General features: G+C 65.3%; 18 protein-coding genes. 1 reads left to right on the top strand and 17 read right to left on the bottom strand.

What is annotated here, in order from left to right:
- Nucleotides 1-143: 143 nt before the first annotated feature.
- From nuoN to V9E98_11230, 16 genes are all read right to left on the bottom strand, one after another.
- Complete coding sequence (nuoN, locus tag V9E98_11305) at nucleotides 144-1,679, bottom strand: NADH-quinone oxidoreductase subunit NuoN (GenBank protein MEI2717565.1); 1,536 nt, start codon at nucleotides 1,677-1,679, stop codon at nucleotides 144-146.
- Nucleotides 1,676-3,229 (bottom strand): NADH-quinone oxidoreductase subunit M, encoded by a 1,554-nt coding sequence (locus tag V9E98_11300; protein ID MEI2717564.1) that lies wholly within the window; start codon nucleotides 3,227-3,229, stop codon nucleotides 1,676-1,678. Before V9E98_11300 ends, nuoN begins: the two co-directional genes overlap by 4 nt.
- Nucleotides 3,229-5,193: an NADH-quinone oxidoreductase subunit L gene (gene nuoL, locus V9E98_11295; protein MEI2717563.1), complete on the bottom strand. Its 1,965-nt coding sequence runs from the start codon at nucleotides 5,191-5,193 to the stop codon at nucleotides 3,229-3,231. The genes V9E98_11300 and nuoL overlap by 1 nt, the downstream gene beginning before the upstream one ends.
- A complete protein-coding gene (gene nuoK, locus V9E98_11290) occupies nucleotides 5,193-5,492 on the bottom strand; it encodes an NADH-quinone oxidoreductase subunit NuoK (protein MEI2717562.1) in 300 nt (99 codons plus the stop codon). Before nuoK ends, nuoL begins: the two co-directional genes overlap by 1 nt.
- Nucleotides 5,492-6,430 carry an NADH-quinone oxidoreductase subunit J gene (locus V9E98_11285; GenBank protein MEI2717561.1) on the bottom strand — a complete coding sequence of 313 codons (939 nt, stop codon included), beginning with the start codon at nucleotides 6,428-6,430 and terminating at the stop codon, nucleotides 5,492-5,494. Before V9E98_11285 ends, nuoK begins: the two co-directional genes overlap by 1 nt.
- 2 nt (nucleotides 6,431-6,432) lie before the next feature.
- Complete coding sequence (gene nuoI / locus V9E98_11280; protein ID MEI2717560.1) at nucleotides 6,433-7,005, bottom strand: NADH-quinone oxidoreductase subunit NuoI; 573 nt, start codon at nucleotides 7,003-7,005, stop codon at nucleotides 6,433-6,435.
- Nucleotides 6,998-8,302 (bottom strand): NADH-quinone oxidoreductase subunit NuoH, encoded by a 1,305-nt coding sequence (nuoH, locus tag V9E98_11275; protein MEI2717559.1) that lies wholly within the window; start codon nucleotides 8,300-8,302, stop codon nucleotides 6,998-7,000. The genes nuoI and nuoH overlap by 8 nt, the downstream gene beginning before the upstream one ends.
- Before the next feature lie 4 nt (nucleotides 8,303-8,306).
- Complete coding sequence (locus tag V9E98_11270; GenBank protein ID MEI2717558.1) at nucleotides 8,307-10,739, bottom strand: NADH-quinone oxidoreductase subunit G; 2,433 nt, start codon at nucleotides 10,737-10,739, stop codon at nucleotides 8,307-8,309.
- Nucleotides 10,736-12,067 carry an NADH-quinone oxidoreductase subunit NuoF gene (gene nuoF, locus V9E98_11265; GenBank protein MEI2717557.1) on the bottom strand — a complete coding sequence of 444 codons (1,332 nt, stop codon included), beginning with the start codon at nucleotides 12,065-12,067 and terminating at the stop codon, nucleotides 10,736-10,738. Before nuoF ends, V9E98_11270 begins: the two co-directional genes overlap by 4 nt.
- The gene (nuoE, locus tag V9E98_11260; GenBank protein ID MEI2717556.1) at nucleotides 12,067-12,717 is read right to left on the bottom strand and encodes an NADH-quinone oxidoreductase subunit NuoE; all 651 of its coding nucleotides are present in this window, start codon (nucleotides 12,715-12,717) and stop codon (nucleotides 12,067-12,069) included. Before nuoE ends, nuoF begins: the two co-directional genes overlap by 1 nt.
- 19 nt (nucleotides 12,718-12,736) lie before the next feature.
- Nucleotides 12,737-13,669, bottom strand: coding sequence for an NADH-quinone oxidoreductase subunit D (locus V9E98_11255; GenBank protein MEI2717555.1), 933 nt, complete (start codon nucleotides 13,667-13,669; stop codon nucleotides 12,737-12,739).
- A 22-nt stretch (nucleotides 13,670-13,691) separates the two neighbouring features.
- Complete coding sequence (locus tag V9E98_11250; GenBank protein MEI2717554.1) at nucleotides 13,692-14,048, bottom strand: hypothetical protein; 357 nt, start codon at nucleotides 14,046-14,048, stop codon at nucleotides 13,692-13,694.
- Nucleotides 14,048-14,773: an NADH-quinone oxidoreductase subunit C gene (locus V9E98_11245; protein MEI2717553.1), complete on the bottom strand. Its 726-nt coding sequence runs from the start codon at nucleotides 14,771-14,773 to the stop codon at nucleotides 14,048-14,050. The genes V9E98_11250 and V9E98_11245 overlap by 1 nt, the downstream gene beginning before the upstream one ends.
- Nucleotides 14,770-15,324, bottom strand: a complete 555-nt coding sequence (locus V9E98_11240) for an NADH-quinone oxidoreductase subunit B family protein (GenBank protein MEI2717552.1) — start codon at nucleotides 15,322-15,324, stop codon at nucleotides 14,770-14,772. Before V9E98_11240 ends, V9E98_11245 begins: the two co-directional genes overlap by 4 nt.
- Before the next feature lies 1 nt (nucleotide 15,325).
- Complete coding sequence (locus V9E98_11235) at nucleotides 15,326-15,685, bottom strand: NADH-quinone oxidoreductase subunit A (GenBank protein ID MEI2717551.1); 360 nt, start codon at nucleotides 15,683-15,685, stop codon at nucleotides 15,326-15,328.
- Between the two features lie 178 nt (nucleotides 15,686-15,863).
- Nucleotides 15,864-16,556 carry a demethylmenaquinone methyltransferase gene (locus V9E98_11230; protein MEI2717550.1) on the bottom strand — a complete coding sequence of 231 codons (693 nt, stop codon included), beginning with the start codon at nucleotides 16,554-16,556 and terminating at the stop codon, nucleotides 15,864-15,866.
- 70 nt (nucleotides 16,557-16,626) lie between these two features.
- Between V9E98_11230 and V9E98_11225 the strand changes: the two genes are divergently transcribed.
- On the top strand, nucleotides 16,627-17,886 hold the full coding sequence (locus tag V9E98_11225) for an isochorismate synthase (GenBank protein ID MEI2717549.1): 1,260 nt from the start codon (nucleotides 16,627-16,629) through the stop codon (nucleotides 17,884-17,886).
- Between the two features lie 29 nt (nucleotides 17,887-17,915).
- Here V9E98_11225 and V9E98_11220 read toward each other — a convergent pair whose 3' ends face one another.
- Nucleotides 17,916-18,410, bottom strand: coding sequence for a glutathione peroxidase (locus tag V9E98_11220; GenBank protein ID MEI2717548.1), 495 nt, complete (start codon nucleotides 18,408-18,410; stop codon nucleotides 17,916-17,918).
- Nucleotides 18,411-18,526 lie beyond the last annotated feature (116 nt).

The raw sequence follows: 18,526 nt of genomic DNA, 5'->3' as shown, positions 1-18,526 counted from the left end.
AATCTCCCTGCATCGACGGTCGGATTCCGTCACGCTATCGACCCGCGCGGGTCAGGGGAACAACCGTCACCCATAGCGACTGTTCCGTTATCCGGCTCGTCATCAGGTTCTGGGTCGGGCAACTCCCTAGTCGGAGGCACTGCTCAGCGGACGAAGATGTCGGCGTTCGACGCCAGGTCGAGCAGGGGCTGCGGGAAGATCCCCAACACGAGGGTGACCGCCGCCGCCACTGTGATGGTGGCCCGGGTGGCCCAGCTGGGTACCGCGACCGCGGGCCCGTCGCCGACGGGATCGGAGAAGAACATCACGACGACAACGCGCAGGTAGAAGAACGCCGCGATGGCGCTCGCGATCACCGCGAGGAGTACCAGCCACCCTTCGCCGGCGGCGGCCGCAGACGAGAACACGGCGAACTTCCCGACGAAGCCGGCAGTCAGCGGGATACCGGCGAACGACAGGAGGAACAAGGTGAACGCACCCGCGAGCATGGGGTGTCGGCGTCCGAGCCCGCGCCAGGCGTCCAGCGCACTCGTCTCGCCGGTGTCGTCCCGGATGAGCATCACCACGGCGAATGCACCGACGGTCGCCAGCGCATACGTGAGCAGGTAGAACAAGGTCGAGGACAATGCATCGGGGGTCACGGCGATGACGCCGAGCAGCAGGAATCCCGCGTGCGCGATCGACGAGTAGGCCAGCATGCGCTTGATGTCGCTTTGGGCCAGGGCGATCATGGCGCCGACGAAGAACGTGAGTACCGCGATCACCCAGAAGGCGGGTCGCCAGTCCCAGGCCGACCCACCGAAGGCGACGTAGAACAGCCGCAGCATCGCCCCGAACGCGGCCACCTTGACGCCGGAGGCCATGAAGGCCGTCACCGGAGTCGGTGAGCCTTGGTACACGTCGGGTGCCCAGGAATGGAAGGGCACGGCGGCGACCTTGAACAGCAGGCCCACGCTCATCAGTGCGATCCCGCCGAGCAAGAGGCCGCTCAACTGCGGCTGCCCGGTGACGGCATCGGCGATGCCCCCCAGCGAGACCGTTCCCGCGAATCCGTAGACCAGCGCCGCTCCGTAAAGGAAGAACGCCGACGAGAACGCACCGAGCAAGAAGTACTTGATGGCGGCCTCTTGGCTGAGCAGTCGGCGCCGACGCGCCATGCCCGCCAGCAGGTACAACGGCAGGCTCATGATCTCAAGGCCGATGAACATCAACAGCAGGTCGTTGGCCGAGACGAACAGCATCATGCCACCGGTGCTGAACAGCAGGAGGGGCCAGATGTCGGTTTGGAGGTATCCCCGCGCCGTGAATTGCCGCTCGTCCTCGGAGCCGGGCATGGCCGATGCCCGGGCAGCGAAGGCGTCGCCACTGGGATCGACATGACGTTCAGCCATGAGAAGGCCGGAGAGTAGGGCGGCCAGGAGGACGGCTCCCATCAAGAACAGTCCCGGCCCGTCGATGGCAGCCGAACCATCCACAACCGTCTCGAACGAACCGGCCGCGATTACGACCGTGGCGAAGGAGGCAATCAGTGCCGCGAAGGTCAACCACAACTGGATGGGGCGGCGGCTGGTGCGGGGAGCGAATGCTTCGACCAGGACACCGATCGCTCCAGCGGCCAGCACGATGATGATCGGTGCCAACTGCTGCCACGCGATGGCGGGGAACGTGACGTCTGTCATGGCTGGCTCCCTTCGCTCGCGTCCGGTAGGACCGGGGCCGGGTCGGTGGTACCGACTTGGGCCATCACGTCGGCCACGTAGGGATCCAGCACATCCAGAGCAGGTGCGGGGTAGAACCCGAGGAATATTACGACAGCGATCAACGGCGCGATCGCGATCTTCTCGCGAGCGTTGAGATCGACCATTCCCTTGACTCGCTCGACCGGCGGGCCCGTCATGGTCCGCTGGTAGAGCAGGAGCACGTAGACCGCCGCGAGGATGATGCCCAGTGTGGCGAATGCCGCTACCCAGGGATAGCGCGTGAATGCCCCCACCAGGACGAGGAACTCCGACAGGAACGTGCTCAGCCCGGGAAGTGCCAGAGCCGTGAGTCCGGCGAAGAGGAAAGAGCCGGCGAGCACCGGAGCGACCTTGGACACACCGCCGTAGTCGCCGATGTTGGCGGTCTTCTGGCGCGTGATCATGTACCCGGCGACCATGAACAACAGGGCAGTGCTGATGCCGTGGCCCAGCATGTAGAACGCCGACCCGACTTGCGCCTGGGTGGTGAACACGAAGATTCCCAGAACGATGAAGCCGAAGTGCGAGATCGACACATACCCGAACAGTCGCTTCATGTCGGTCTGTCCGATGGCCACCAAACCGCCGTAGAAGATGCTGATCACCGACAGCGCGATGATGACGGGTGCGGCATCCTGGGCTGCCTCAGGGAAGAGCGGCAGACAGAACCGCAGCATGCCGAACGTGCCCAACTTGTCGAGAACACCGATCAGGAGGATGGCGGTTCCCGGGGTGCTGGACCCGGCGGCGTCTGGCAGCCAAGTGTGCACCGGCCACATCGGGGCCTTGATCGCGAAGGCGATGAAGAAGCCCCAGAACAGCCATGTCTGCATGGTGGGATCGATGTCGATCGCCATGAGATCGGGAAGGAAGAGATTGGGCCCGCCGAGGGCATCCAGAGAGACGTACCAAAGCAGCGCCAAGGCGGCGAGCATGACGAGGCCACCGAGCAGACTGAAGACCAAGAACTTCACGGCCGCGTAGGTGCGGCGTCCGGTGCCGAACCGCCCGATCATGAAATACACCGGGATGAGGACGGCCTCGAACAGGAAGTAGAACAAGAACACGTCGAGGGCCGTGAACAAGGTGACGGTCATAGCCAGCATCAGCAGCATCAGCGCCAAGTAGCCACGAACCTGCCCGACCTCTTGGTCACCTCCCTGGGCGGCCGAATCCTCGACGTCGTTCCAGCAGGCGACCATGACCAGCGGTGTCAGCAGGGTCGCCAGGAAGATCATGATCAGGCCGAGACCGTCGACCCCGAGCGAGAAGCTGATTCCCAGGGTGGGGATCCAGTCGTACTGCTCCACGAGCTGGAACTGTTCCGGGGCACCTGCGTCGTACTGGGTGATCACGATCACCGCGATGGCGAATGTGGCGGCGGCGAACAACAAGGCGATCTGCTTGGAGCGGACCGGGGCCGCGGGGACGAAGCCGACGACCAGCGAACCGATCAGCGGCACCAGCGCGAGGATGGTGAGGATAGCCATCACAACCACCTCGCAGCCACGAACACGACACCCAAGAGCAACGCACCACCGACCATCGAGAGCGCGTAGGAACGCGCGAAGCCGGTCTGAACGGTCTTGAGTCGCTCACCCAGGCCACCGACGCCGGAGGCGATGCCGCGCACAGCACCGTCCACGGTGCGGTTGTCGAACCACACCAGCCACCGGGTGACGTATTGGCCGGGACGCATGAACAGGGCCTCGTTGACCGCGTCATCGTAGAGGTTGTTGCGTCCCGCCGTGGTGAGCACGCTGACCTGTTGGGGTGCCACGCGCGGAACGTCGTCGCGGGCGTACTTACGCCATCCGAGGCCGATCCCGATCACCGCGATCGCGATGCTGATGACCTTCAGCCAGATCTCGGGGATCGGCGGATGGGCGGACTCGAATCCGGTGATGGGAGTCAACCATTCTTCGATGGGCGCGACGTACACGAAGAACAAGCCACCGGCGACGGCTCCCACGGACAGGATCAACATGGGGACCGTCATGACGGCCGGGGACTCGTGAGGATGAGTGTCGTCCTCCCAGCGGGGGCTACCGAAGAACGTCATGGCGAGCATGCGGGTCATGTAGAACGCCGTGAGTCCGGCCGCGCCGAGCGCACACAGACCCGCGAAGAGGTTGACCCCGAGCGCTGTGTCGATGATGGCGTCCTTCGAGAACCAAGAATCGAAGGGGGGCAGACCGGAGATGCCGAGGAAACCGCAGAAGAACGCGACCATGGTGACCTTCATGGCCACTCGCAGCGCGCCGTACAGACGCATGTTCTGCTCGTCCTTCATCCCGTGGATGACCGAACCCGCGCTGAGGAACAGATCGGCCTTGAACATGCCGTGCATGAGCAGGTGGAAAATGGCGAAAACGTAGCCCGCCGGGCCGAGACCGGCGCCCAGGAACATGTAGCCGATCTGGCTCATGGTCGAGCCGGCGAGCGATTTCTTGATGTCGTCCTTCGAGCAGGCGATCCACGCTCCCATGATCATGGTGATGACCCCCACGGCCAGCACGACGGTGATGGCTGTGTTGGACAGGTCGAAGATCGCGTTGCTGCGCACGATGAGGTAGACCCCGGCGGTGACCATGGTGGCCGCGTGGATGAGCGCCGACACCGGGGTCGGACCCTCCATCGCGTCGAGCAACCACGCCTGCAGAGGGAACTGAGCGCTCTTGCCGACGGCAGCGAGCAGCAGGGTGAGCCCGATCAAGGTCAGTGTCGTCTCACTGGCCTGTGGCGCTGCCTCGAAGACGTTCTCGAACGTCACCGTGCCGAAGGTGACGAACATCAGCATGATGGCGATGCTCAGGCCGACGTCACCCACACGGTTCATGACGAAGGCCTTCTTGGCCGCCACCGCGGCCGAGTCCTTGTACTGCCAGAACCCGATCAGCAGGTACGACGCCAACCCGACACCTTCCCAGCCGACGTAGAGCAGGAGGTAGTTGTTGGCGAGAACCAGCAGGAGCATGGCCGCCACGAACAGATTGAGATAGGCGAAGAACTTGCGGCGGTCGGGGTCGTGCGCCATGTACCCGATCGAGTAGATGTGGATCAGCGACCCGACCCCGGTGATGAGCATGACGAACGCCATCGACAATGGGTCGATGCGCAGCGAGAAGTCCACGTCGAAGGATCCGGCGAAGACCCAGTTCCACAGGTCGAGGACGACGAGCCGCTCGGTCACCGGCTTGGCCATCATCTGCACCAGCAGGATGCAGGCGAGGACGAACGATCCGATCGGAAGCAGGCAGGCGAGCAGGTGTCCCCACGCGTTGGTGCGTCGACCTCCCAGCAGGAGCACCGCTGCACCGAAAACGGGGAGGGCGATCAGGAGCCACATCAGGGGGAAGTAGCCCCCGGCCTGTGCCGCGGTCACCGTTGCGGTGATCGGTTCGACGCTCTCGGACTCCTCCGAAAGTGGAAGTGCGAGGGAGAGGAGAGTCATCAGTTCCTCATCAGACTGGGTTCGTCGATCGAGACCGATCGCCGGGTGCGGAAGATGGTCATGATGATCGCCAGACCGACGACGACCTCGGCTGCGGCCACGATCATCACGAAGAACGCGATGACCTGACCGTCGAGGTTGCCGTGCATCCGGGCGAAGGACACGAATGCGAGGTTCGCCGCGTTGAGCATCATCTCGACGGACATGAACACCACGATGGCGTTACGCCGGATCAGGACACCGATGGCACCGATGCAGAAGAGGATCGCCGAAAGGGTGACGTAGGCGGACGGGTCCATCACTCCCCCTTCACTTCGGGGCCTTGGCCCGACTCGGCCGGGCCTTGGTCCGCGTCGTCGGGATAGACCTCCGCGAGGTCGGTGTGGCCGTCGACGGACGCCAGGACTTCGGACCGCTCGGCCTGTTCGCGCTCACTGATCTCGCGGACCTCGGACGTGTCGGCTTGGAGTTCGTCGGGGTGTACCGCGAGCCGCGTCCGGCTTTCTCCGCGTAAGGGTGCCGGAATCGACAATTCGGACGCGGAACCGTCGGGCAGCAGGGCAGGAGTGCCGATCGCGTTGCTGGTGGCCAGCACCCCCGGGCTGGGCAGAGGCCCTGGGTGTTCACCGGTATCGGCGTAGCGCAGCAGCCGGTCGCGAGACAGATCCTCCTGACTCTTCTTCGGCTCCCAGTGATCGCGGTGGGCGAGGACGAGCGCCCCGAGGGCGGCAGTGATGAGCAGCGCAGCGACGACCTCGAGGGGCAGCAGGAAGGTCGTGAACATCATGTGGGCCAAGCCCTGCACATTGCCCCCGAACTCCTCGTTGGCCTCGGCCATCCCCACTGATTCGACCCCGGTCAGCGCAGTACCCACTGTGAGGACGAGCAGGATGGCGAAACCGGCGATGAGCAAGCCGGCCGCCCAGCGCTGTCCTTTGAGGGTCTCCACAAGAGAGTCGGACGCGTCGACCCCGACCAACATGATGACGAACAGGAACAGCATCATGACGGCGCCCGTGTAGACGATGACCTGGACGAGTCCCAAGAAGGGTGCCTCGTTGGCCACGTAGAGGACCGCCAGGTTGATCATCGTGAGAGCCGTGAAGAGCGCACTGTGCACGGTCTTGCGCGACAGGATCAGACCCAGCGCGCCCACCACTGCGAGTGTGGCGCAGATCCAAAATGTCCATTGCTCGCCGGGGCTCCCGGCCGCAGCCGGTACGGCTGCGATCGCCATGTTCACTGAGTCACCTCTGGCCCGCGGTTCAACAACCGCGCCTGCTCCCGTTGTTCGTCGGTGGCGCCGACCACCTGTCCGTCGTAGTAGTCCTGGGCAGTGGCCCCGGCCACCATGTCGTGGGGCGGCGGCACCATGCCTTCCGCCAGCGGCGCCAGGAGGTCTTCCTTCTCGTAGATCAACTTGGCGCGGTCGTTGTCCGCCAGCTCGTAGTCGTGGGTCATCGTGAGGGCCCGGGTGGGGCAGGCCTCGATGCACAGCCCGCAGAAGATGCACCGCAGGTAGTTGATCTGATACACGCGCCCGTAGCGCTCCCCGGGTGAGAATCGTTGGGCTTCGGAGTTGTCCGCGCCCTGGACGTAGATGGCGTCCGCGGGGCAGGCCCAGGCGCACAACTCACATCCGACGCACTTCTCCAGACCGTCCGCCCATCGGTTCAGTTGATGCCGACCGTGGAAGCGTGCCTTGGGCGGGTACTTGTCTTTCTGCTCCGGATACTGCTCGGTGTTGACCTTCTGGAACTGGGTTCTGAAGGTCACCCAGAATCCCCTCAATGCGGGGGGGAGTTCAGCCATCAGAGTCCTCCTCGGTGGTCGCGGTCACCGTTGTCGAGGATCCGGCGACGGCGGTTCGACTGCGAGGTGTGTAGTCGAATGTCTGGCCGGGCAACGGGGGTACCGGGAACACCTCGCCTTCGATGTCGACCGGCCCTGTCGGCAGGTCGTCACCCTCCTTCTTGCGTCCCGCCCGGACGGATCCGAGGAATCCGATGGCCAGCAGGATGGCGAGCATGATCGCGCCGCCGGTGAGCATCGCGTTGGCGCTGTCGGCGTATTCCTCACGGATCGCCTTGAGCCCGGACACGAGCACGATCCATACCAAGGACACGGGGATCAGGACTCGCCATCCGAAGGCCATGAATTGGTCGTACCGCAGCCGGGGAAGGGTGCCGCGCAACCAGATGAACATATAGATGAACAGCATCGTCTTGATGAGCCACCACAGCATCGGCAGCCAGCCGGTATTGGCCCACGACAGCAGGGACAGTGGCCACGGCGCCATCCAGCCGCCCAGGAACAACGTCGTGGCGATACTCGAGACGGTCACCATGTTGATGTATTCGGCGAGGAAGAACATGGCGAACTTCAGCGACGAGTACTCGGTGTGGAATCCACCGACCAGTTCGCCCTCTGCCTCGGGCAGGTCGAAGGGGGCTCGGTTGGTCTCGCCCACCATCGCGGTTACGTAGATGACGAACGACGGCGCCAACAGCACCGCGAACCACAACGACTGTTGGGCGGAGACGATCTGGGACGTTGACATGGTGCCGGCGTAGAGGAACACGGCAACGAACGACAAGCCCATCGAGATCTCGTAAGAGATCATCTGGGCGCTCGAACGAAGTCCGCCCAGTAACGGGTAGGTCGAACCGGACGACCAGCCGGCCAGGACCAGTCCGTAGATACCGATCGACGCCACCGCGAGCACGTACAGCACGGACTGCGGGAAATCCGTCAACTGCAGGGGGGTCATGACCCCGAAGATGGACACCTCGGGACCGAACGGGATCACGGCGAACGCCGCGAAGGCACAGACCGCACTGATCAGCGGAGCGAGCCAGTAGACCGCCTTGTGCGCTGTGATGGGGATGATCTCTTCTTTGAGCGCGAGCTTGAAACCGTCCATCAACGACTGCAGCAGGCCTGCGGGACCGACCCGGTTGGGTCCGACCCGCATCTGCATCCGCGCGACGACGCGTCGCTCGGCCCAGATCGTGAACAAGACAATGACCACAAGCAGGACGAAGACGCCCAGGGTTTTCAGACACACCAGCCAGAAGGGGTCGTTGCCGAAGGCACTCAGTTCGGGCATCGGCTCATCTCCTTCCCAGCCGCACGCTATCGCCCGCGGTGGCGCGAAGTGTGACGCCCACCCGGGAGTCGACGGAATTCGTCGGTAACCACACGATTCCGTCGGGCATGTCGGTGATGACAGCCGCCAGGGTGATGGCGCCGTGGTCCGTGCTCACCGTGATCGGCTCGCCCTCCGCGACCCCGACACCAGCAGCTGTGGCAGCACTCACGCGGGCCACTGTCGGCTGCCGTGTTCCGGCCAGGTACGGCTCACCGTCCTGCATGATGCCGAGGTCCAACAGCAAGCGCCAGGTCGCGAGCACCGCCTGGCCGGGCTCGGAGGTTGGGGGTGTACCCGGTGATTCCTCACCGGCCCAGGTGCGCGTGCCGCTCCAGGCCCCCAACCCGTCCAACTCGGATCTCAGCCGATCGACTTCGCGGGGTGCGGCGTCGAGATCCATGTAGTCCGTGAGCAGGGCCAGGACCTCGGCGTCGGGGAATGTCGATGTGTCGGGGAAGGCCCGAGCGAACGGTCGGCGCCGCCCCTCCCAGTCCACGAAGGTGCCGGCCTTCTCGGTGACCACCGCCACCGGGAAGACGACATCGGCCAGCGCCGTGACCTGCGAGGGCCGAGTCTCCATCGCTACCAGGAACGGAACATCCGTCAGTGCCTGGAGCAGCGCGTCGGAGTCGGGAACGTCGTCCACCTCGACTCCGGCGACCACCAGAGCGCCGAGTTGCGGCAGGTAGTCCTCGTCATCGCCATGTTCGACGGCGGCGTCGGCGGCGATCATCGCGACGATGTCGGGCAGACAACGACCGGCGGCAGCGGGCAGATCATCGGCTGCCACACCCCACACCCCCGCGACCTCACGGCGGGCGACCGGGTCGGTGAGCGGTCGGCCACCCGGGAGCAGTCCGGGAAGGCAACCGGCATCGAGGGCACCGCGCTCCCCCGCGCGCCTCGGCACCCAGCCGATGGTGGCACCGGTGTCGTCGGCCAACGCCGCCACCGCCGCCAGGGTTCCGGGAGATCCGGCAGCACGTTCGCCGACCAGGATCACGGCACCGGGTTGGCCCAGCAGTGAACTGACATCGGAGGGAAGGTTGGCGAGAGACTGCGCCTCGGCCCCGGGGACGGCTGTGACCAAGCGCCCGGACATCTTGTGCAGGGAGCGGGTCGCGAACGGCGCCACCGACACGATCGGCGTCGCGTTGCGGCGGACGGCCTTGCGCAGCCGCAGGTACACGATGGGTGACTCTTCTTCGGGTTCCAAGGCGACGAGGAGGACAACCGGGGCGGCCTCCAACTGCGCGTAGGTCGGTCCCGCCGTTCCCGCTACTCGAGCGGTGAGGAAGCCGACCTCGTCGGGGCCGATCTCTCGAGCGCGCATATCGATGTCGTCGCTGCGCAGTGCGACCCGAGCGAACCGGGAATAGGCGTAGGCGTCCTCGAGTGTCAAGCGGCCGCCGGTGAGCACGGCGGCCCGGCCGACAGCGGCGCTGAGCCCCTCTGCCGCGCGGCGTAGAGCCTCGGGCCACGACGCCGGCCGCAGCGCTCCGTCCTCTCGGACGAGCGGCTGCTCCAACCGATCGTTGGAGAGATACGGGAACGCGAACCGACCCTTGTCGCAGTTCCACTCTTCGTTGACCTCGGGGTCGTCCCAGGCGTAGCGCCGCATGACGTTTCCGTGTCGGAAGTCGGTGCGCAAGGCGCAACCCGATGCGCAGTGTTCGCATGTCGTGGGGACGCTGACGAGGTCGAAGGGTCGTGATCGGAACCGGTACTCCGCGCTCGTGAGAGCCCCGACCGGACAGATCTGGATCGTGTTGCCGGAGAAGTACGAATCGAACGGCTCCTCCCCGATGCCGATCTGCTGCTGCGCTCCCCGCTGCACGAGTTCGATGAACGGGTCGCCCGCGATCTCGTCGGCGAAGCGGGTGCATCGCTGACACATGACGCACCGTTCCCGGTCGAGCAGGATCTGGGTGCTGATGTTGATCGGCTTCGGGAACTGGCGCTTGGCCAGGTCGAAGCGGGACTCCCCACGACCGACGGCCATGGACTGGTTCTGCAGGGGGCATTCCCCGCCCTTGTCACAGACGGGACAGTCGAGAGGGTGATTGATCAGGAGGAACTCCATCACTCCCTCTTGCGCCTTCGCTGCGACCTCGCTGCCGTGCTGGGTCTTGACGACCATGCCGTCACCGAGCGGGATGGCGCAGGACGGTTGCGGTTTCGGCATGCCTTCGATCTCGACGAGGCACGCGCGGCAGGCCGCCACCGGATCCAGCAGGGGGTGGTCGCAGAACCGCGGGACCTCGACTCCCATGAGTTCCGCGGCCCTGATGATCATGGTGCCTTTGGGCACGGTCACCTCGGTGCCGTCGATGGTGCCTGTGACCATGTCTTCCACCGCAGCTGCCTGCTGGTTCGCGTCGGATGTCGTGGTCATGCACCCACCCCACTCAAACTGGCGTCGGTCTTGCTCGGGCTGGGGATGACCATGGTGGCGGTCGGGTCGAAAGCGTCGTCGGCGGATTGCGTCAGCGCCGCCTCGAACTCCGCTCGGAAGTACTTCAGGGCAGCCGGGTAGGGAGTCGCCGCGGCGTCGCCCAAGGCGCAGAAGGACCGACCCATGATCTGGTTGCACAACTCGACCAGTGTGTCGACCTGGGCCGCCTCGCCCTGGCCCTCTTCGAACTTCTTGAGGCTGCCCGTGATCCAGAATGTTCCCTCGCGACAGGGAGTGCACTTGCCACATGATTCGTGCTTGTAGAACTCCAGCCATCTGGTGACGGCCTTGACCACGCTGGTGGTGTCGTCGAACAACATGGGCGTACCGGTGCCCAGCATGCTGCCCGCCGCGGCCATGTCCTCATAGGTCATCGGGGTGTCCAGATGCTCCTCGACCAGCATCGGCACCGACGACCCACCGGGGAGCCAGAACTTGACCTTTCGGTTGTCGCGCATCCCACCGGCGTAGTCGAGCAGTTCGCGCATCGTGATGCCGAGGGGAGCTTCGTAGATGCCCGGCCGATTGACATGCCCGGAGACTGCCCACACCTTGAAGCCCGGCGATTTCTCGGTACCCATCTGGCGGAACCAGGCGGACCCGTTGGCGATGATCGACGGCACCGACGAGATCGTCTCGACGTTGTTGACCACGGTGGGCGATGCGTACAGGCCGGCCACGGCCGGGAACGGGGGCTTGAGCCGCGGCTGGCCACGACGCCCTTCGAGGGAGTCCAACAGCGCGGTCTCTTCACCACAGATGTAAGCCCCGGCACCGCCGTGAACCACGATGTCGAGGTCCAGTCCGGAACCCAGGATGTTGGTTCCGACGAGGCCCGCGGCACGCGCCTCCTCGACCGCACGGCGAATCCGACGGATCGGCTGGGGCACCTCGCCTCGGACGTAGATGAAGGCGTGGTTCGAACGGATCGCCCAGCACGTGATGATGATGCCTTCGACAAGTGCGTGCGGGTTGGCCAACAGCAGGGGGATGTCCTTGCAGGCGCCAGGCTCGGATTCGTCGCCATTGACGACGAGATAGTGGGGTTTGCCGTCGTTCTGCGGAACGAAACTCCATTTCAGTCCGGTGGGGAATCCCGCACCACCTCTGCCCCGCAGTCCGGAGTCTTTGACAGTGGCGATGACCTCGTCGGGGTCGGTGCGCAGCGCCTGGGCAACGGCCGTGTACCCGCCGTGGCGCCGATAGGCGTCGATCGTGTAGGAATCAGGTTCGTCCCAATGTGCCGTGAGCACCGGAGTGAGGGGCATCAGTCCGCCTTCCCGGGGGCGGTCATGCCCCGCTCCTTGGCCACGTCGAGCCCGGCGAGCATGAGCGCGTCGGCTCCGCCACCTTCGTCGGCCAAACCGTCATCGATGCCGGCGACAGTGCGCTCGGTCGCCCGCCATCCGCGCACCACCGGCCCGCGGGTCGGGGTGACCTCGTTACCGGCCTGGAGTTCGTCGATGACCCGCATCGCTTCGGCGACGGTCGTGCGGTCGAAGTACTCCCAGTCCACGGTCATGACCGGTGCATGGGTGCAGGCCGCTTGGCATTCGATGCGCTCAAGGGTGAACTGACCGTCATCCGTGGTCTCGTTGTGGCCCACACCGAGTCGCTGTGCCAGTGCGTCGTAGACGGCGTCTCCTCCGAGCAAGCCGCACCCGGTGTTGACGCAGACACCGATGTGGTGGGTCCCCCCGGGACTGTGCTGCCGGTACATCGTGTAGAACGTGGCAACAGCCGTGACCTCGGCAGTGGTCAGGTCCAGAACCTCGGCGCACAACTCGATCCCGGCTGACGTGATCATGCCGGCTTCGGACTGCACCAGATGGAGCATCGGCAACAACGCGGACCGGGCTTGCGGGTAGCGCGCCGCGAGTTCACGGCACTCCGCAGCAGTCTGATCGGTCAACGGCATGTGTGACACCCTTCAGTGCTCATCGATCGACCCCGCCCATGACCGGATCGATGCTGGCGACAGCAGCGACGACATCGGCGACCATGCCGCCTTCGCACATGATCGGCACCGCTTGGAGGTTGGCGAACGAGGGATCTCGATAGTGCACGCGGTAGGGGCGAGTACCGCCGTCGGACACCATGTGGACTCCGAGTTCGCCGCGCGGTGACTCGACGGCGGAATACACCTGACCGACCGGGACCCGGAAGCCTTCGGTGACCAGTTTGAAGTGATGGATCAGCGCCTCCATCGATTCGCCCATGATGTGCCGGATGTGCTCCAGGGAGTTGCCCTGGCCGTCATGGCCGATCGCGAGCTGGCTGGGCCAGGCGATCTTCTTGTCAGCCACCATGACCGGTCCGGGCTTGAGCCGGTCGAGCGCCTGGTCGACGATGTTCAGGGACTGGTGCATCTCCGCGATACGGATCAGGAACCGGCCGTAGACGTCGCATGTCGTCGCAGTCGCCACCTCGAACTCATAGTTCTCGTAACCGCAGTAGGGGTCGGACTTGCGCAGATCGTGCGGCAGCCCCGTCGCCCGGAGCACTGGCCCCGACATGCCCAGCGCCATGCACGCCTGCAGGTCCATGTAGCCGATTCCTACGGTGCGGCCCATCCAGATGCCGTTGTCCACCAACAGGTCGGCGGTGTCCTTCAGTCGTTTGCGGACCAGGGCAACGGTCTCGGCGATCTGCTTCTCGGCGCCGTCGGGAAGGTCCTGCGCGACCCCGCCCGGACGGATGAACGCGTGGTTCATGCGCAGACCGGTGATCATCTCGAACAGGTCGAGGATCAACTCCCGTTCGCGGAATCCGAAGATCATGGCCGTCAGGGCACCTAGTTCGAGACCCCCGGTCGCGAGCGCCACCAAATGCGAGGCGACCCGGTTGAGTTCCATCAGGATGACGCGGATGACCGTGGCCCGGTCCGGGACCTCATCGGTGATGCCCAGCAGTTTCTCGACTCCCGAGGCAATAGGCGGTCTCGTTGAAGAACGGGCTCAGGTAGTCCATGCGGGTCACGAACGTGACGCCCTGGACCCAACTGCGGAACTCGAGGTTCTTCTCGATGCCGGTGTGCAGGTACCCGATGCCACAGCGAGCCTCGGTGACGGACTCCCCCTCGAGTTCCAGGATCAGACGCAGCACACCGTGGGTGGAAGGATGCTGGGGGCCCATGTTGATGACGACCCGTTCGGCTTCGCCCTCAGGCGCCGGGAGCACGGTCTGCCAGTCGCCCCCGGTCACGGTGATCACACGGTCGGCGTCGGGCTCGTGGATGGTGCTGGTCATCAGTTGTAGCTCCTCCGCTCGTTCGGCGGCGGCACGGTGGCGCCTTTGTATTCCACGGGGATGCCGTTGAGCGAGTAGTCCTTGCGCTGCGGATGGCCGACCCAGTCGTCGGGCATCTCGATTCGGGTCAACGCGGGGTGACCGTCGAACTCGATCCCGAAGAAGTCGTAGGTCTCGCGCTCATGCCAGTCGTTGGTCGGATACACCGCGACGATGGACGGGATGTGGGGGTCGCCGTCCGGACAGGTCACTTCGACGCGGATTCGGCGTGCGTGAGTGATCGACCGGAACTCGTAGACCGCGTGCAACTCACGGCCCTTCTGGTCCGGGTAGTGCACGCCGGAGACTCCGGACAACCACTCGAACCGTAGCGAGGGCTCGTCTCGCAACATAGTGGCGAAGGCGACGAGGTGCTCCCGGCGCACGTAGTACGTGATCTCGCCCCGGTCGATGACGATACGTTCGACCGCGTCGGTGGCGGGCAGCCCACGGTCGGCCAGCGACAACTCGATCTCGTCGGTGACGTGATCCCATGGCTCGCCGAAGGGCCGACTGGCGGGCGCGGGCCACACGATCGGCTCGACGAGCCCACCGAAACCGCTGGTGTCCCCCGATCCGGAGACCCCGAACGAACCGCGTCGCACCCCGACGACCTCGGGTGACTGATCGAAAGGAGCGGCGAGGTCGGCGCCGGTGGTGGACTCCACCTGGGGTTCGTCGGTCACCGCAGCAGCCCCTTCATGTCGGACGTCGGTTCGGCCGTGAGAGCAGCGGCTTCGAGTTCCCTGACCTCGACTTCGCGGTTGGCACCGAGCTTGGTGTGCTGGATCTGGTCGTGAAGCTTGAGGATCGCGTCCTGCAGCATCTCGGGGCGGGGGGGACAACCCGGCAGGTAGATGTCGACCGGGACCACATGGTCGACACCTTGGACGACCGCGTAGTTGTTGAACATGCCCCCACTCGACGCGCAGGCACCCATGGCGATGACCCACTTGGGGTTGGGCATCTGGTCGTAGATCTGACGCAGCACCGGCGCCATCTTCTGGCTGACCCGACCGGCGACGATCATCAGATCCGCCTGCCGGGGAGAAGGGCGGAAGACCTCCATGCCGAACCGGGCGAGGTCGTAGCGGCCGGCTCCGGTGGCCATCATCTCGATGGCACAGCAGGCGAGGCCGAAGGTGGCCGGCCAAAGAGACCCTTTGCGCGCATACCCTGCGACCCCTTGGACTGTGGTCAGCAGAAAACCGGAGGGGAGCTTCTCTTCCAGACCCATGTCAGTCCCAGTCCAATCCGCCGCGGCGCCATTCGTACACGTAGGGAATCGTGAGGTTGATCAAGAACAGCAGCATGGCGAGGAACCCGAACATGCCGAGCGCGTCGAAGTACACCGCCCACGGGTACAGGAAGACGATCTCGATGTCGAAGATGATGAACATCATCGCCGTCAGGTAGTACTTCACCGGGAACTTGCCGCCACCCACCGGCTGGGGCGTGGGTTCGATCCCGCATTCGTAGGCGTCGACCTTGGCGCGGTTGTATCGCTTGGGGCCCGTGAGCGAGGCCATCGTGATCGAAAACAGCGCGAACAGAGCCGCCAGTCCCGCCAGCGTCAGCAAGGGGATGTAGACGTTCACTCGCTCCTCCCACCGGTCGGGCTCATCCTAGGGAGCAGGACGCCCCGATGCGCCACAACCGAAGGATCCGGGCCGAGGCTTGTGAAACCATTCACGAGCCAGAGTCTAGTGAGTTTGCGTGGACCACATCGAGGGGCATCGGGATTGCGCTTCGGGCGGGCTCCCCGGGGCTCGCCCATCACGACGACCTGGCCCGGTGCAGCGCCACGATCCCGCCGGACAGGTTGCGGTATCGGACGTCGCGCCATCCGCTCGCGGCGATGACCTCGGCCAGCTGTCGCTGGTCGGGCCAGGCTCGAATCGAGTCGGCCAGGTACACGTAGGCCTCGGGGTTCGACGAGGTCGTGCCTGCCACTGCCGGCAGCGCCTTCATCAGGTACTCCAGGTACAGGGTCCGAAACGGAGCCCACGTGGGCGTACTGAACTCGCAGACGATCAGACTCCCCCCCGGTTTGGTCACCCGGGCCATCTCGCGTAGGCCCTGCTTCGAATCGGTGAGGTTGCGCAGCCCGAAGGAGATCGTGACCGCGTCGAAGGAGTTGTCGGCGAACGGCAGCGCCAGCGCGTCGCCCGCGACGAACGTCTGGGCCGGGTACCGGCGCCGGCCCTGTTGCAGCATCCCGATCGAGAAGTCGCACGACACCACGCGCGCCCCTCCGGCGATGAGCGGTGTACTGCTCGTTCCGGTGCCCGCCGCGAGGTCGAGGACAATCGCGCCCGCCAGAGGTTGCAGAGCGTCGGTGACCTGGTGGCGCCAACGAGCCGTCTGCCCGAACGACAGGACGTCGTTGGTGATGTCGTAGCGCCGGGCGACCCCGTCGAACATGGCGGCCACCGCCCGCGGGTCCTTGTCGAGGTCGGCTCGAGTCACGGGACCATCCAACCAGTCGCACTGCCGCGGCGCATCTGCCTACTACGCGTGATCCGTCTAATCTTGGTCCGTGCCCAATTCCCGACCGATCCGGACCCGCGCACTCGCCGCCCCGGTCGACCTCCTGGACACGCCATGGCGCCAGACCCCGACCGTCGCGTGGGTCCGAAATGGCGAGGGCATGGTCGGTTTCGGGGTGGCCGCATCGGCTCAGTTCCGAGGTGCGGAACGGTTCAGCCGGGCCCAGCGGTGGGTCAGCCAGTGGTTGGCCCAAGCCCAGGTCCACGACTCGTCGGGAGTGGTCGGTGCGGGCCCCGTCGCTTTCGCCTCCTTCACCTTCGATGACGCGGCGGACGAGTCCGTGGTCGTGATCCCGCGGACACTCGTCGGGTCGCGGGGCTCGATGTCTTGGCGCACGGACGTGTGGTCGCACGACGATGTCGACCCCCCGTTCATCGCCACGCCCACGGGACTCGGCGATCTGGTCGACGAACCACGCGAGTCCCCTTTCCCGGCTGTCACTTGGGACGACGACACGGCGTCGGCCTCCCGATGGACCGCTGCGGTCGACGAAGCCGTCAAACGCATTGCCGCGGGTGAGCTGGACAAGGTTGTCCTGGCCCGTGAGTTGCGCGCCCGGTTCGATGGTCCGGTCCCGTTGGAGGTCGTGCTGCGGCGACTCGGCCAGCGGTATCCCGAGTGCTGGACGTTTCACATCCAAGGACTGGTCGGCGCCACTCCGGAGCTCCTGGTGCGGCGTTCCCGCGACAACGTCATGTCCCGCGTACTGGCGGGGTCGATCGCCGCGACCACATCGAGTCGCACAGACTCGGCCGCGGCCCGGGTACTGAAGGCAAGCAGCAAGGACCTCGACGAACACGACTACGCAGTCCGCTCGGTGGCGCACGCTCTCGCGGTCCACTGCACGGATCTGTCCGTGCCGGATGAGCCGTCCGTGCTGCGTCTCGCCAACGTGCAGCACCTCGCCACTGACGTCACCGGGAGTCTGGCGGACGGGTCGAGTGCACTGGTCTTGGCCGCGAGCCTGCACCCCACCGCCGCCATCTGTGGGACTCCCACCGAACGGGCGAGTGCGGTCATCGGTGAGTTGGAGGACATCGACCGCGGCCGCTACAGCGGTCCGGTCGGGTGGTTCGATGCCAACGGCGACGGGGAGTTCGCGATCGCCTTGCGATGCGCGCAGTTCGACGATGACCTGCAGACAGCGCGCCTGTTCGCGGGGTGCGGACTGGTGGCCGACTCGGACAGTCAAGCAGAGCTGCGGGAGTCAGAGGTCAAGTTGGCGGCGATGCGCGCCGCCTTGTCCTGATCAGCCCCACCGCCGTACGGTTCGTCGAGTCAGGCAGCCGCTGATTCGGCCAAGGCGGCCTCGATGTCGTCGGCGAGTCCCGCAGGTTCGTCATTGGGTGCGTACCGCTTGATGACCTGCCCGTCACGGCCGACGAGGAACTTCGAGAAGTTCCACTTGATCCGCTTGCTGCCCATCAGGCCGGGTGCTTCAGCGGTCAGCCACTGGAACAGGGGGTCCGCGTCCTTCCCGTTGACGTCGATCTTGGCCATCATCGGGAATGTGACGCCGAAGTTGACCTGGCAGAACTCCACGATCTCGGAGTCGGTGCCGGGGTCCTGCGATGCGAACTGGTTACAGGGGAAACCCAAGACGGTCAGACCACGATCGCCGAAGTCCTGCCACAACTGCTCAAGTCCGGCGAACTGCGGGGTGAACCCGCACTTGCTCGCGGTGTTCACGATGAGCAGCACCTGACCTCGATAGTCATTCAGGTCTACCGCCTGGCCGTTGGATCCGATCACGGTGAAATCAAAAGCGTCCACATTCGACAGTGTGCGGGACCAGCGTCGGGGCCGCATCTTCACGAGCTCGCCGGCGCCGCGATGCCGCCCCATCCGGCGGGGTAACCGCAGCGATTGGCCGACTTGCCGCACTCTGG

It is taken from the genome of Candidatus Nanopelagicales bacterium, assembly GCA_037045355.1.
Classification (GTDB): domain Bacteria; phylum Actinomycetota; class Actinomycetes; order S36-B12.
Note: the sequence above shows the minus strand (reverse complement) of the source record. Positions and strands in the feature narration are given on the sequence as shown.